Source organism: Kitasatospora cheerisanensis KCTC 2395, assembly GCF_000696185.1.
In the GTDB taxonomy this organism is placed as follows: Bacteria; Actinomycetota; Actinomycetes; order Streptomycetales; family Streptomycetaceae; genus Kitasatospora; species Kitasatospora cheerisanensis.
Genome location: NZ_KK853997.1, coordinates 1,650,852 through 1,664,986, shown reverse-complemented (window position 1 = coordinate 1,664,986; position 14,135 = coordinate 1,650,852). Strand labels below are relative to the sequence as shown.

Annotated in this window: 11 protein-coding genes and 1 pseudogene; 3 read left to right on the top strand and 9 right to left on the bottom strand. The window is 74.2% G+C overall.

Features of this window, described 5'->3' with window-relative positions:
• Both mmuM and KCH_RS07500 read right to left on the bottom strand, forming a co-directional pair.
• The coding region (gene mmuM, locus KCH_RS07505; protein ID WP_084223351.1) for a homocysteine S-methyltransferase at positions 1 to 768 on the bottom strand (768 nt) is incomplete at its 3' end.
• 46 nt (positions 769 to 814) lie between these two features.
• Positions 815 to 1,285 carry a carboxymuconolactone decarboxylase family protein gene (locus tag KCH_RS07500; protein ID WP_035860479.1) on the bottom strand — a complete coding sequence of 157 codons (471 nt, stop codon included), beginning with the start codon at positions 1,283 to 1,285 and terminating at the stop codon, positions 815 to 817.
• 359 nt (positions 1,286 to 1,644) lie between these two features.
• On the opposite strand from KCH_RS07500, the gene KCH_RS07495 reads away from it, so the two are divergent.
• Positions 1,645 to 2,184, top strand: coding sequence for an EF-hand domain-containing protein (locus KCH_RS07495; RefSeq protein ID WP_035860477.1), 540 nt, complete (start codon positions 1,645 to 1,647; stop codon positions 2,182 to 2,184).
• A 209-nt stretch (positions 2,185 to 2,393) separates the two neighbouring features.
• Here the strand turns inward: KCH_RS07495 and KCH_RS07490 are convergent, their stop codons facing one another.
• The 6 genes and pseudogenes from KCH_RS07490 to KCH_RS07465 form a co-directional block, all read right to left on the bottom strand.
• Positions 2,394 to 2,840 (bottom strand): DUF6917 domain-containing protein, encoded by a 447-nt coding sequence (locus KCH_RS07490; protein ID WP_051652851.1) that lies wholly within the window; start codon positions 2,838 to 2,840, stop codon positions 2,394 to 2,396.
• Positions 2,837 to 3,772 (bottom strand): Gfo/Idh/MocA family protein, encoded by a 936-nt coding sequence (locus KCH_RS07485; RefSeq protein ID WP_035860469.1) that lies wholly within the window; start codon positions 3,770 to 3,772, stop codon positions 2,837 to 2,839. Before KCH_RS07485 ends, KCH_RS07490 begins: the two co-directional genes overlap by 4 nt.
• Complete coding sequence (locus tag KCH_RS07480) at positions 3,769 to 4,908, bottom strand: Ldh family oxidoreductase (protein ID WP_035860465.1); 1,140 nt, start codon at positions 4,906 to 4,908, stop codon at positions 3,769 to 3,771. Before KCH_RS07480 ends, KCH_RS07485 begins: the two co-directional genes overlap by 4 nt.
• 137 nt (positions 4,909 to 5,045) lie before the next feature.
• Entirely contained in the window at positions 5,046 to 6,410 is a 1,365-nt protein-coding gene (locus tag KCH_RS07475) for a M20/M25/M40 family metallo-hydrolase (RefSeq protein WP_084223349.1), read from the bottom strand.
• 232 nt (positions 6,411 to 6,642) lie between these two features.
• Positions 6,643 to 7,461: pseudogene (locus KCH_RS39315) on the bottom strand (sugar phosphate isomerase/epimerase family protein); the annotation flags it as partial.
• Positions 7,458 to 8,525, bottom strand: coding sequence for a Gfo/Idh/MocA family oxidoreductase (locus KCH_RS07465; protein ID WP_051652850.1), 1,068 nt, complete (start codon positions 8,523 to 8,525; stop codon positions 7,458 to 7,460). The gene KCH_RS07465 and the pseudogene KCH_RS39315, both read right to left, overlap by 4 nt.
• 448 nt (positions 8,526 to 8,973) lie before the next feature.
• Between KCH_RS07465 and KCH_RS07460 the strand changes: the two genes are divergently transcribed.
• Complete coding sequence (locus KCH_RS07460; RefSeq protein ID WP_035860454.1) at positions 8,974 to 10,137, top strand: DegT/DnrJ/EryC1/StrS family aminotransferase; 1,164 nt, start codon at positions 8,974 to 8,976, stop codon at positions 10,135 to 10,137.
• Entirely contained in the window at positions 10,134 to 11,285 is a 1,152-nt protein-coding gene (locus KCH_RS07455; RefSeq protein WP_035860451.1) for a DegT/DnrJ/EryC1/StrS family aminotransferase, read from the top strand. The genes KCH_RS07460 and KCH_RS07455 overlap by 4 nt, the downstream gene beginning before the upstream one ends.
• Before the next feature lie 77 nt (positions 11,286 to 11,362).
• On the opposite strand, the gene KCH_RS07450 is transcribed toward KCH_RS07455, so the two are convergent.
• A complete protein-coding gene (locus KCH_RS07450; protein ID WP_051653894.1) occupies positions 11,363 to 12,991 on the bottom strand; it encodes a class I adenylate-forming enzyme family protein in 1,629 nt (542 codons plus the stop codon).
• Between the last annotated feature and the right edge of the window lie 1,144 nt (positions 12,992 to 14,135).

The window sequence follows — 14,135 nt, the reverse complement described above, 5'->3', positions numbered from 1 at the left end:
CGTCAGCTCCACCGCCAGCGACACCGCCGCCGGAACCTCCTGCGGCGCACAGCAGTTGACACCCACCGCCACCACCTCCGGCACCTCCGCCACCAGCGCGAACGCCTCCGACAGCGGCTCCCCGCCCCGGGTCCGACCGCCCGCCGCCCCGAGCGAGAACCACACCGGCACCCCCAACCCCCGTACGCACTCCGCCAGGACGGACGCCTCCAGCAGATCCGGCACCGTCTCCACCGCCAGCACATCCGGCCCGGCCGCCGCCAGCACCTCCAGCCGCGGCCGGTGGAACGCCGCCAACTCCCTGGCGGACAGGCCGTAATGACCCCGGTACTCCGACCCGTCCGCCAGCACCGCCCCGTACGGGCCCACCGACGCCGCCACCCACCGCGCCCGGCCGTCGCCCAGCTCCGCCGACGCCTCCTCGGCCGCCAGCCGCGCCAACTCCACGCTCAACGCCAGCAGCCGGTCCGCCTTCGCCGCATCGACGCCGCGCCCCGCGAAACCCGCCCGACTCGCCTGGTAGCTCGCCGAAGTGGCCACCTGCGCACCCGCCTCGAAGAACGCCCGGTGCGCCGCCACCAGCTGCCGCGGCTCGTCCAGCAACAGCCGCGCCGACCACAGGGCGTCCGACAAGTCACAGCCCTGCGCGCCCAGTTGGGCCGAGAGCCCGCCGTCCAGCAGCACCGGCCCGGCCGCCAGGGCCGCACCGAAACCACCGCCGACACCGTCACCGGACACCGCACCCGACCCGCCGAACACCGTTGCCATCCCTCCAGCCTGCCGCACCACGCGCCGCCGGGCAGTCCGGAACGGCTCAGAGCCCGACGGCCGCCACCGGCCGCGAGCTGACCGCGATCCGGTTGTACGTGTTCACCACCGTCGCCGCCCACGCCACGAACGCCGCCTCCGCGTCCGACAGCACCGCGCGCGCCGCCCGCTGCGCCCGCTCGCCCTCCGCGTGGTCCGGCAGCCGGGTGACCGCCTCCGCGAGCGCCAGCGCGGCCCGCTCGCGGTCCGTGAACAGCACGCCGGACGTGCGCCAGGCCGCCAGCGCCTCCAGCCGCTGGTCCGACTCGCCGGCCTCCCGCGCGGCGCCGGTGTGCAGGCCCACGCAGTACGTGCACCCGTTCACCTGCGAGCAGCGCAGCCGCACCAGCTCCAGCAGCAGCGGTTCCAGCCCTGCCGCGGCCGCCGCCTGCTCGACGGCGCCGTGCAGCGCGTGCACGGCGGCGAAGGCCTGCGGGGCGAGTTCGATCAACGGGAGCGGGGAGAGCGTCTCGGTCACGGAGCGACACTATGGGCCGGCCCCGGCCCCGCCGCGGTCGAATCGCACACCGATCACCCACTCGGGAGACAGTCCGCGAAACAGTTGACCGTGTCCCCAAATCGTGGTTCGAGCCTTGGAGTTCAACGGGCAACTGCCTGACGAACCGTCAAAGACAGGGCTCCGTCACTCGGTTGGTCGCACGGCGGCGATCCGGAGTGCGGCGCGCCGGTAGTGTGACGTTCCGTGGCCGACCGCACCGATTGTGTGATGGCCACTCTGCGAAATCCCGGCGGGCGCCACTCGCCGACCCTGTCCCGGGCCGGCGGCGCCCGCGCCGGAAAAACCACGCATTTCAGACTCACCTGGAGAACTCCGAGATGACCACTTCCGTGCAGCTCGACCGTGCCCAGAAGCGCTTCGACCTTTGGGACGTGAACGGCGACGGCCAGATCGACCGCTCCGACTGGCAGGCGGAGGCCCAGCGCATCCTGCAGGCCTTCGGCGAGGCCCCGGTCTCCCCGGCCGGCCGCCAGCTGACCGAGGCCTACCTGGGCATGTGGGGCTTCTTCGCCGACAAGGCGGGCATCGACGAGCAGACCGGCGCGCTCACCCCCGAGCAGTTCAACCACATCGCCGAGGAGCACGTCTTGGAGAACGGCGGCGCCGGCTTCGGCCGCGTCGTCAAGCCGACCATCCAGGCCATCGTCGAGCTGGTCGACGTGGACGGCGACGGCCAGGTCAACCCGGCCGAGTTCAAGACCTGGCTGGACGCCATCGGCGTCTCGAACGTCGAGCCGGCCGAGGCCTTCCGCCAGATCGACACCAACGGCGACGGCCAGCTGTCCGTCGAGGAGCTGGTCAACGCCGTCCGCGCCTACCACCTGGGCGACATCGACGTTCCGCTGCTGGGCCGCTGAGCCCCGGCGCAGGACCGGCCACGGTCTGACGGCACTCGGGCCCGGAACGGGGAAGGCGCCCCCCGTTCCGGGCCCTCGGTGTGCCGCGAACCGGCAGCCGTCCGGGGTCGGGGTGCGGCCGCTCGGTACTCGGCCCGGTTGGGGCGCGGCCGCTCGGCACCCGTCGGGCTCAGCACCCGGCCCGCTCGGTACTCGGTCGGCTCGGGCGCTCAGAACGCGGTGGGCGCGGGCACGAAGCGCACCGGCAGCTCCGGTCGCAGATCGAGCTTCTCGCCGGTCAGCAGGTGATCGGCCGCGATCAGCACGTTGTAGTGGTTGGGGAAGTGGCAGGCGTCGAAGCCCAGCACCGTCCCCACCCGGTGCTCGCCGACGAAGACCTCGTCGCCCCGGTCCAGCACCCCCGCCGCCGCGATCTCGGCGAAACCCAGGAACCCGACCCGGTCGATCCGCGCACCCGCCGCCGTGTCCCGCTGATCCGTCGTCACCAACTCGTGCACCTCGCCGACCCGCACGCACCGGCTGGCGAACGGCTCCAGGCTCATCCCGCGGTCCGTCCGGCTGTGCAGCAGCACCTTCACCAGCGTGCCCGTCACCGTCCGCTTCGGCCCGTTCTCCCGGACCGTCTCCCGCTCCGCGCCCGCCGGCCGCCCGATCATCCGCGCACCCCCGCCCGCTCGGCCAGGTACGCCGCCTCGACCACCCGCAGCGCGTCCACCCCGTCCGGCCCGCGACCGGCCGATCCGCCGTGGCCCGCACCGGTCAGCAGGCCCGCGAACTCGGCGACGATGCCCTCGTACTCGTGCCACAGCGACTGCTTGAACCCGTCGTGCCCGGCCAGCAGGTCCGCCCGCAGCACCGAGCCGTCCGCCAACTCCACGGCCACGTCCTTCAGTTCACCCGGGTACGACCAGTCCAGCTCGATCCGGCCGCGCACTCCGCCCGCGCCCGACAGCTCCAGCACCGCCTGCCGGTCCACGCCGGTGCCGTCCCGCACCACCCGCGCACCGTCCACCGCCATCGGGCCGGCCAGCAGCCGCAGCAGGTCGTACGCGTTCGGACCGTTGTCGGCGACGCAGCCGCCGCCGCAGCGCTCCGGGGCCAAGTACCAGCGGTCCCGGCCGACATGCTCCTCGATCAGCTCGAAGTACCGCGCCGTCACCGACCGCACCGGCGCCGCACCGTCCAGCGCCCGGCACAGCTCCCGCACCGCCGCGTTGTACCGCCGGTGGAACGCCGTGAACAGCGGCACCCGCCGCTCCGCGGCCAGCGCCGCCAACTCCGCACCCTCCGAGGCCCGCAGGGCCAACGGCTTCTCCACGCACACCGGCAGCCCGGCCCGCAGCGCGTCCCGGCAGATCGCCAGGTGCAGATCGTTCGGGACGGTCACCACGACGGCGTCCAGCCCGCCCGCGGCCAGCATCTCCCGGTGGTCCGTGAAAGCGCCCACCGGGCCCTCCACGGTCCGCAGCACCTCGGCGTCCCGATCGCACACCGCCGCCAACCGCACGCCCGGCACCCGCTCCAGCGCGGCCAGATAGAACCGCGAGATCACCCCGAGGCCGATCACACCCACCCGCAGCCCGCTCATGCCGCCACCTCCGCGGCCACCGGACGGATCCCGAACCGGTCGGCCAGCGCCGCCAGTTCGGCCAGCAGCGGGACCGCCAACGGCACACCGTCGCGGTGCGCCTCGGCGGTCCGGCGCGCCTCGTGCCAGCCCGGATAGACCACCGGCCCCTCCTGCCCCGCCGCCGGCGGGCAGGCCAGCACCGTGGAGAACAAGGTCCGTGCGTCGGCGGCCACTTGCTCCGGATCGCGCAGCGCCGCCGGGGCGATCGCCAGCGCGAACAGGCCGATGTCGTCGTCCCGGCCGGACGGTCCGCCGTCCCCCTCCAGCGCCGCCGGCTCCGGGCCCATGCCCGCACCGGGCAGCAGCGCCGCCAGCACCTCCACCATCAGCCCCAGCCCGAACCCCTTGAACTCCGCGCCCGACCCCGACCCCAGCCACAGCAGGTGCGCCTCGCCCCGGTCGAACGCCGCCGGATCCGTCACCGGGTGCCCCGCCTCGTCGGCCAGCCACCCCGCCGGGATCTCCCGGCCCGCCCGCGCCGCCGCCCGCACCCGCCCGGTCGGAACCGCCGTAGTGCTCATGTCCAGGACGTACGGCGGCAGTTCACCCGCCGGCGCGGCCATGCTCCACGGATTGGTTCCGAGCAGCGCGACCGCCCCACCCGGCGGACGGGCGATCCGCTGCCGACCGCAGTTCGACGCCAGCAGCCCGACCATGCCGCGCCCGGTCACCCGCGCCGCATGGTGGCCCGCACACCCGAAGTGCGTCGCCCGCCGGACCGACACCAGCCCGATGCCGAACCGCTCCGCCCGCTCCGCCGCCAACTCCATGGCCGCGCCCGCCTGCCAGAGCCCCAACGCGTTCCCCGCATCCACCAGCACGGCCGCCCCCCGGTCGGCCAGCACCACCGGCTCGGCCAGCGGATCGGCCCGCCCGTCCGCCAGCAACGGCAGGTACAGCCGGGAGAGGTTCACCAGGCCGTGCGAGTCCATGCCCGCCGCGTCCCCGTAGCACAGGGCCTCCGCCGCCAACTGCGCACGCCCGGGCGGCAGTCGGTGCGCGACGAACACCTCGGTGGTGAAACGGAGCAACTCGGCGTACGGGACGCGAACGGTCCGGGCAGCGGCACTGGGTGCGGACGCCACGGTGGTCATGGGCAACAGCCTCCTGCTGGGGAATGGGTGAGGGGAGCGCGGCACAAGCGCCACACCCCTTGGTGCGTCGAGCAGTTGAGTCGGCGGGTCGGTCTTCGGGAGGAGGTGATCGGCGGGCCGAGTGGCGGAGTTGTCGGCTAGGCGCAGCGGCGGCGGGCGAAGGCCACCAGCAGGCGGGCCACCGCCGAGGCGAAGCCCTCGAGTTGGGCGAGCTCGGCGAACTCCCCCTCCGCGTGCGCCCGGTTGGCACCCAGGTCGCCCGGGCCGAGCACCACGGTGAAGGCGTCCGGGAGGTCTGCCGCCCAGATCGCGTCACAGGTGAACGCCGGTTCCTCGTCCGGCACTTGCGGGATGCCGGCGTCCTGCGTCAGCAGCTCCTCGAACTCCGGGTGCCGGTTGTCCAGCACCGGCAGCCCGCGCTTCAGCCAGTCCAGCCGGGTGATCCGCGTGCAGTCGGCGGCCGTCCGGGCGAACTCCGGCAGCCCGCCGAACTCCCGCCGGAACGCGGCGAGCCCGGCGTCGACCGCCGCCGCCACCGCCGCCTCCGTGCGACGGCCCGAACCGGCATCCCGGTAGGGCAGGTTGAGCAGCAACTCGCCCGCGCCGTACACCCGGTTGTGCAGCGGCCCGGTGCTCAGGCCCGCCACGCACACCGGATCGCGCGGAGCTGCCGCACTGCCCAACTCCCTTGCCAGGTACTGGGCGAGGAAGCCGAGCAGCACGCTCGCGTTGTGGCCCTCGCCCGGGCAGTCGTCGATCGCGTCCTCGCCGCGCACCCGGAGCCGGGCGGTGGCGGCGGCCGTGGACCGGGGCAGGAACCGCAGACCGGTCGGCTCGCAGAACACGTTCAGCGCCCCCACGTACCCCGCCTCGACCAGCGGACGGGTACCGAACACGCCCATCGCGCCGCCCTCTTCGCCGGACACGGCCTGCACCAGCACCCCGACCGACTCGCCCAGCCGGGGTTCCGCCGTGACCGCCGCCCGGATCCCCGCCAGCAGCGCCACCGCGGGACCCTTGGCGTCGATCGCCCCCCGCCCGGTGAACCGCCGCCCGTCGAACCCGACCGGCTCCAGGCCCGCCACCGTGTCCAGGTGCACGTTGAACATCACCGTCGCCCGCCGGGGCAGCGACGGGCCGAGGCGCAGCACCAGGCTCGGCTGGGCGGCCAGGAAGCCAAAGTCGTTCATGAAGTGACGGATAGTCAGCGGCGTGTTTCGGCAGGCGAGTTCGTCGGCAGTCGGTGCACCGCGACGGACCTCCGACAGGCCGATCTCCGCCGCTGCCCGGGAGTACACGGTGAGCGCCTCGGGCAGCAGTGGGGGCGGCGCCCCGGGGCCGGTCTCCAACGGTCCCGCGGTCGGCAGGCGCAGCAGGTCGAGCAGCAACTCCCGGTCGCCCGGCGTGAGTCGGGCATCCGGGGGCGCGCCGTGACGGCCGACGGCGGCATCGGGCCGGGCCTTGCTGTCGGCGGTGAGTGCCGTCGCCGCGTCGCCGCTCATGCGGAAGCGCCCGTCGTGCGGGCGCCGCCGGGCGGTCGAGCCCGCCGGGCACCGGCCGCCACCCCGGCGCGGCCGGCAGCACCTCCCGCTCCACCAGGGCGGTCAACGCCCGGCCGGCGGCGACGAATCCGCTCCCGTCCGCGCCGTCCGCGGCCAGGCCCTGGTGCGGGCGGGTGACGAGGTGCGGTTCCAGCGACCATCCGCCGCTCCAGCCGCGCTCCACCAGGAAGCGCAGACTCTCCCCGAGCCGCGCGGCACCGTCGCCGGGCAGCACGTAGGTGGTGCGGTCGCCGCCGCCCACCGCGTCCTTGATGTGCACGTGGGCGACGTGGTCGGCGATCTGGCGGAGCATCAGGTGGCCGTCGTAGCCGTGCGGGACGCCGTTGCCCGCGTCGAACAGCAGGCGCAGCGCCGGGCTGTCGACGGAGGCCATCAGGTCCAGCTGGCGTGCGGCGGAGGTCCCGGCCCAGCCGCTGCAGTTCTCGTGCAGCAGGGTCAGGCCCTCCCGGTCGGCGAGGTCGGCCAGGCGGGTCAGCCGGTCCAGCGCCTGCCGTCGCCAATCGGCTTCCGGCAGACCGGCGTTGGGGTACGACATCACCCGGATCCGGTCGGTGCCGAGCAGTGCGGCGCGGGCGGTGAGCGCCGCGAGTTCCGCCAGGTCGGGGGCGAAGTCGTCGGTGATCCGGCCCGCCCAGTTCCCGATCCGGGAGGCCAGGCCGGTCACCCGGACGCCCCGGGCGGCGATCGTCTCGGCGATCCGGGCGACCCGGTCGAGCGGCAGATCGGCGATCCAGCTGCCGTCCACCGTGCGCAACTCCAGCTCGCGCCAGCCGAGTTCGTCCAGTGCGGCGAGCTGGCCGGGCAGGTCGGGGGCGGCCTCGTCGCCGATGCCGCCGTAGCCGATGGTGGGCCGGGGGAGCCGCGTCGGCGCGGGTGCCAGGGCGGGTGCGGGCGCTGGTACGGCTGCGGGCGCGGGCCCGGGCCCGGGCGCGGACGAGGCTGCGGCTGCGGGCTCGCCGGTACCCGCGGTCTGCGGGACGGCGGCCGTCATCGGGCGATCACCGCGCGCCGCCGGGCGTCCCGGAGCTGAGCATCCTGGGTCTGGGCGTCCCGGGTCTGGGCGTCCCGGGTGTGGGCGTCCCGGGTCTGTGGGCCTCGGGCCTGGGCGTTCCTGCTCTCGGCGGCGATCGTCTTGGCCTGGTCGAGCAGCCGCACCACCTGGGAGTTGACCGCCAGGTCGGGGTGCGGGTGGTGGGCGCCGCCGACCGCGCCGCCCGCCGCGAAGTAGGCGTAGACGCGGTGCAGGAAGGTGCTCAGCGAGTCGTCGTGGAGGAGTTCCGTGCTCTCGCCGTCGTGGTCGATGACGGTCAGCCGGGCGTAGTCGTCGGCCTCGCTGCCGGGGAAGTGGCCGATCAGGGTGCCGCGGGCGAGCTCCAGGGTGACCCGGCGCTCCCGGACGGGGGAGGTCAGGTCGGAGCGGATCCGGGTCCAGGCACCGCCGTCGTGCTGGAGGTTGAGCCAGGCGGTGCCGAGCCGGGGCAGCACCCGGCCGCCGATCACCATGTCGGTGCCGCCGGCCGCGGTGACCCGGCCCGGCCCGGCCAGGGAGAGGCAGAGGCCGAGCGAGTGAGGCAGTTCGATGTCGAAGGCGGTGGGGTGGCCGTCGCCCGCGAGCGAGCGGGAGAACCGGGGCTTGCGCTGCACCACGTGGATCGTCCGCAGCGGGCCGTACACCCCGCCGGCCAGCGCGCCGCGCAGCCGGTCGGTCAGTCGGCTGCCGAGCCACTGGGCGACGACCACCAGGTCCAGCCCGTGGCGCTCGCGCAGGTCGAGCAGCTCGTCGAGGCCGGTGGCGTCCGCGGCGAACGGCTTCTCCAGCAGGATGCGCCGGTAGCCGAGGCGGCCCAGGGTGTCCAGGGCGGCGACCCGTTCGGTCGGCGGGGTGCACAGGTGGACCACGGTCTCCGCCGGGTCGGACAGCCGGGCCGCCTCCGCGAGGCTGGTGGGACGCAGGTCGGCGGCGGCGTCGGGTCGGCGGTTCGGGTCGACGGCGAGCATCGGGGCGGGGGCGAACAGGTGGGCGGAGTCGGCGGCGGCGCGCAGGCGGCGCAGCACCGGGAGATGGAGTCCGGAGCCCGCCCGTCCCATTCCGACCAGTAAGGTCCCGAGTCCGTTCGACATGGCGAGCCGTCCTTCCGTCCGAGCCGCGGGGATCGCGACGCCGGGTATTCAACCAGCACTTCCGGCGCGCCCCGACTTGGCGTCAACTCGCTTATTCAGAAGTGCATTCGAACGAGTGAAGTCACCTTTGGTCCCGGGTGGACGGTGTCGGTGGCGGCATAGATTCAGCGGGGTGCACCCGGCCGCCGACCTCGCGATTCACTGCTGTTCCGGCCGGTATTCGAATACCTCCGGAAAGCGCTTACCGATACCCGGCGACGCTGCACGGAAAGCGTTTTCCGCCCACCTTCCACCTTCCGCCTCCCGCCACCGGCCTTCCCGCCGCGCATTTCCCGACCGGTCACACCTGCCCGCCGCCGTCACACGATCCGATGAGAGTTCCATGGGTGCCTCCTCCGGCGTCTCCTTCTTCAACCAGACCGAGACCTTCGAATCCCTCTGGCCCACCACCCGCCGCCACCTCGACGAACTGATGGACCGCGGCAAGTACTCGCACGGCCCCAAGGTCGCCGAGCTCGAAGCCGCGCTCGCCGCCTGGACGGGCGCCCGCCACGTCGTCGGCGTGAACAGCGGCACCGACGCCCTGGTCCTGCTGCTGCGCGCGGCCGGGCTGCAACCCGGCGACGAGGTCATCGTCCCGACCTACACCTTCGTCGCCTCGGCCACCGCCGTGGTGCTGGCCGGCGGCCACCCGGTCTTCGCCGACATCGACCCGCACACCTACAGCCTCGATCCGGCCGGCGCCGAAGCCGTCCGCACCGAGCGCACCCGGATGGTCATGCCCGTCCACCTGTTCCACCAACTTGCCGACCTGAGCAGCCTGCTGGGCTTCGCCGCGCGCCACGAACTGACCGTGGTGGAAGACAGCGCCGAGGCGTTCGGCATGCGCTGGGACGGCGTCCACGCCGGCCTGCACGGCGCCGGCGGCGTGCTCTCCTTCTTCCCCACCAAGACCCTCGGCGCGATCGGCGACGCCGGCGCCGTCCTCACCGACGACCCCGCCCTCGCCGAAGCCGTCTCCGCGATGCGCCACCACGGCCGCACCGGCCCCACCGTCGACGACTTCCCCACCATCAACCGGGCCACCGAACTCCTCGGCACCAACAGCAAGATGGACGACATCCAGGCCGCCGTCCTGCTCGCCAAACTCGGCCGCGCCGACCAGGACATCGCCCGCCGCGCCGAGCTAGCCGCCCGCTACACCGAACGCCTGGCCGGCACCCCCGGCCTCACCCTGCCCGCCGTCGTCCCGCGGACCGCCGCCACCAACCCCGTCTGGTACGTCTACCTGATCGAGTCCGACCACCGCGACGAGCTGGCCGCCCACCTCGCCCGGCACGGCGTTCAGACCGAGACCTACTACCCGACGCCGCTGCACCTGCAGCCCTGCTTCGCCGAACTCGGCCACCGGCGCGGCGAGTTCCCGCACGCCGAGGCCGCCTGCGAACGAGCCCTCGCACTGCCCCTCTACCCCGACCTCGCCGACCACGACCTGGACCTGGTCAGCGACCTGGTCCGCGGCTTCCAGCACGGAAAGCACCGATGACCGCCACCACACCCCCGCTGATCCCGTTCTTCCCACCCGACCTCTTCGAGGACGACCGCGACCTGCTCCTCGACGTCGTCCACGAGGTCGCCACCGACCCCGCCCAGCGCTTCATCCTCGGCGACCGCACCGCCCGCTTCGAGGACCTGCTGCGCACCGACCTCGGCGCCGCCGACGTCATCGCCTGCGGCAGCGGCACCACCGCGCTCACCCTCATCCTGCGCGCCATGGGCATCACCGCCGGCGACGAGGTGATCGTCCCCGCGTTCGGCTGCGCCCCGCTCGCCAACACCGTCCTCGGCGTCGGCGCCACCCCCGTGTTCGCCGACATCGACCCGCACACCCTGGTCATCGACCCGGACGCCGCCGAGGCCCTGATCACCGCCCGCACCAAGGCGCTGATGCCGGCCCACATGTTCTCCGTGATGGCCGACATGCCGCGGATGCGCGCCCTCGCCGACCGCCACGGCCTCCGCCTGATCGAGGACTCCGCCGTCGCCCAGGGCGCCGTCCTGGACGGCCGCCCCGCCGGCACCTGGGGCGACGCCGGCCTGTTCTCCTTCGTCCAGGTGAAGTCCTTCGGCGGCCCCGGCGAAGGCGGCGTCGTCGTCACCGACGACCCCGAACTCGCCCGCACGGTACGGATGCTGCGCAACCACGGCCAGGACGGCACCCACCGCTTCCGGCACCACCTGATCGGCATGAACAGCCGCTTCGACGAGGTCCTCGCCGCGTTCCAGCTGCGCCGCCACCCCGGCCTGGCGCGCCGCCTCGCCCGCCGCGCCGAGATCGCCGCCCACTACACCGAACAGTTCACCCCGCTCGCCGCCCACGGCATCACCCCGCCGTCGCCCGGCACCAACGGCCGCTGCTACTACGTCTATTCGCTGCTCTCCGAAGACCGCGACAAGCTCAAGCAGCACCTCGCCGACCACGGCGTCGACAGCCACGTCTACTACCCGCGCCCGCTGCCCCACCAGCCCGCGTTCGCCCTCGCCGCCCCCGCCGACGGCCACTGGCCGAACGCCGAACGCGCCGCCCGCCAGTGCCTGTCCATCCCGATCTACCCCCACCTGACAGACCCCCAGGTCGACCGGATCACCGAAGCAGTCCTCTCCTTCGCCCCCACCCCCGCCCCCGTCGCCTGACCCACCCCACCCCCACCTCCACCCGGGGCCCGCCCACCCCTCACACCGGCGGGCCCCGGCCTTGCGGCCTTGCGGCGTCAGCTGGTTGGTGCGTGTTCGCGGGTGGCTGCTGTCGCCAGCTCGGTGAGGGCCAGGCGGTCCGGCTTGCCCGATGCGCCGAGCGGCAGGCGATCGAGCAGGAGCAGTCGTTCCGGCCACTTGTACTTCTCCAGGCCGCACAACCCGCCCAGATACTCCGTCAGTTCGGCGAGCTCCGGCCCCCCGGCCGCTTGCTCGCGCGGGACGGCGCACACGCACATCCGTTCCCCGAGGTCCGGATCCGGCACCGGCACGCACACGGCCTCCGCCAGCCCGGGGTGCCCCTCCAGCAGTCGTTCCACCTCCGAGAGGCCGATCGACACGCCACCCCGGTTCACCATCTGCTTGATCCGCGCCACCACCCGCAGCGACCCGTCCGCCTCCAGCACGCCCCGGTCGCCCGACCGCACCCACCCGCCGTCCACCCGCAGCAGGGTGTCCAACTCCGGTGCGCCGACGTGGCACAGCGGACTCATCGGCCCGCGCGCCTGCAACTCGCCCGCCACCCCCGCCGGCACCGGCCGCCCGTCCGGCCCGCACACCCGGAACTCCGCCACGGCCGGGTCCGGCCGCCCCACCCGCAGCGCGTCACCGTCCGAACTCGTCCACCTCGCGTGGCAGTTCAGTCCGTCACTGGCCCCGTACACGTTGACCACCGGGCGGCCGAACCGCCGCAACCCCGCCGCCAGCACCGCGGAGGACAGCATCGCCGAACTCGACACCACCGCCTGCAACGACGACAAGTCCTCACCGGGCACCGCCGGTTGTTCGGCCAGCCGCCGCAGCATGGTCGGCACCGCCGCCAGGTGCGTCGGCCGCCAACGCCCCACGGCCGTCAGCGCATCCGCCGGATCGAACCGCTCCCGCAACACCACCGTCGCCCCGCACCGCACCAGCGACACCAAGCCCAACGACCCGTACGCCGTTGCTGGTTGGACCAGCAGCAACACCCGCGGCGGTGTCCCGTCCGCCGTCTCCAGCACCCGCTCCACGTAACGCCCACGGCCCCCGGCCATGGCGTTGTGCGAGTACGCGATCAGCTTCGGCGCGCCTTCCGACCCCGAGGACACCAGGATCCGCGCTGGCGCCTCCGCGTCCACCGCCTCCGGCTGCCAGTCGGCCCGCTCCGGCCACGGCTCCGTGCCCAGCACCACCACCTCGTGCAGCCAGGGCAGTTCGGGTCGCAGTCCGTCCACCAGCCCCTTCCACTCCGGCACTGTCACGACCGCATCCGCGCGTGAGGTCCCGAGCAGCGCCAACAGGTCCCGCCGACCGTGGTCCGGCACGCACGGCAGCACCACCGCCCCCAGCGCCGCCACCGCCAGATCCACCGCGAGGGCCCGCCAGTCCGCCGGCAGCTTCGTCGCCACCACCGACCCCGGCCGCACCCCCGCCGCCGCCAGCCCGGCGGCCAACCCCCGTACTCGCCGGGCCAGTTCCGCGAACGTCACCTCGCCGCCGTCGTCCACCACGGCCACCCGGTCCCCATCGAGCGCCACCCGCTCCACGAACAACTCGTACAGCCCCCGCCCCGGACACCAGCCCCGAGCCACCCACTCCTCCCGCAGCCCCGCCTCCACCTGATCGGGAAACTCGACCCCCGACACCGAGACCCACGCACCGCTCACAATTACCACTCCCATCACCGATCGATCCACACAGAAAGCCCCGGCCGCCGCACCGCGCGAGATATGACCCACCGGCCGGAGCGCCGCGCCGGCCTCGCCCCGGCCCACCGGTCCGGTGCCTGGGTGCTGTGGGCGCGGCCAGTCGTGCAGGCGCTCGCCGCAGCGAGCCTGGTGCGCCGCCGCTGGCACTCCTTCAGGCGCCTTGCTCGGCTGCCAAGGGATCCGGCCGGTGGAGCCTGCGACAATTTCGGCGCGGCACACCGGCATCCGCTGGTACACGGCAGAGCGCCACCGTCCCTACGCCCGGCGGCCGTTGGCGCGGCCTCGCTCCTGCTCTCACCCTCGGACGGACGCACCCCGGCAGCCTGCACATCACCCGACCCAGGCGATTCCTGGACTGCCGGACAGCAGGCCGCCGTTGGGCGAGTCCGCCGTCCGGTCGCCGCTCGTGGCTGATCGCCAGGATGCCCGCAGGGATGGCCGGCTCCTGTTCGCCGTCGCCGACGAGCAGCGTCACCAGCTCGCCCTGGGTGCACGGTTGGCCCACTCAAGCCCGGTCGCCGAGGAACACCCGGCGGCGTCTCGGCCACGTCGGGCTGGAGCTCCCTGGCTCCCGGAGCGCAGGCGTTGCCGCGGCGGATTCCTCGGGTACCGGTCCGATCGTCCGGCACCTCGGCCTGTCGGCCTGGCCGCGAGCCACCATGTGCACGGCGCGTCCGTGGCGGCACATCAGGAGCCGTGGGGCGACGACGCTTCTCCGGCTGCGCGCGGTCGTGAGGCGCGAGGCTGCGGTCGTGGCCCGCTGTCGAGCGGTCCCGCCGTTCACCCTGGGAACGCGACAGGTCAACAGGACTCCCGCTGCGGCAACTTGGCCGCGCACCGGCTCCGCAGTTGCGGCGCGCAGGGAGCACGGGCGCTGCGCCTGGCCGGACGCGCCCGCTCCGGCAGCCTCTCGGAGAACGGGCCGGCCCGTCGGCCCAGCCGGTCCTCCCCGGAAGCGTTCCCCTGCCACCGGCAGCCTGTGGGCAACCGCGACTCCATCCGAAGCGCCTCGGTGGCGAGCCATCAGGCCATCCGCCGCGGTCGGCCGTCCCTCCGCGTGCGCAGCGACGAGGAACACCGCACCACCGCGGGCCACCCGCTG

Bases quoted from the DNA above. Each gene is read 5' to 3' on its own strand.
- KCH_RS07490 (WP_051652851.1), bottom strand. From the start codon at position 2,840: ATGATCGGGCGGCCGGCGGGCGCGGAGCGGGAGACGGTCCGGGAGAAC.
- KCH_RS07485 (WP_035860469.1), bottom strand. From the start codon at position 3,772: ATGAGCGGGCTGCGGGTGGGTGTGATCGGCCTCGGGGTGATCTCGCGG.
- KCH_RS07460 (WP_035860454.1), top strand. From the start codon at position 8,974: ATGGGTGCCTCCTCCGGCGTCTCCTTCTTCAACCAGACCGAGACCTTC.
- KCH_RS07475 (WP_084223349.1), bottom strand. From the start codon at position 6,410: ATGAGCGGCGACGCGGCGACGGCACTCACCGCCGACAGCAAGGCCCGG.
- KCH_RS07480 (WP_035860465.1), bottom strand. From the start codon at position 4,908: ATGACCACCGTGGCGTCCGCACCCAGTGCCGCTGCCCGGACCGTTCGC.
- KCH_RS07455 (WP_035860451.1), top strand. From the start codon at position 10,134: ATGACCGCCACCACACCCCCGCTGATCCCGTTCTTCCCACCCGACCTC.
- KCH_RS07495 (WP_035860477.1), top strand. From the start codon at position 1,645: ATGACCACTTCCGTGCAGCTCGACCGTGCCCAGAAGCGCTTCGACCTT.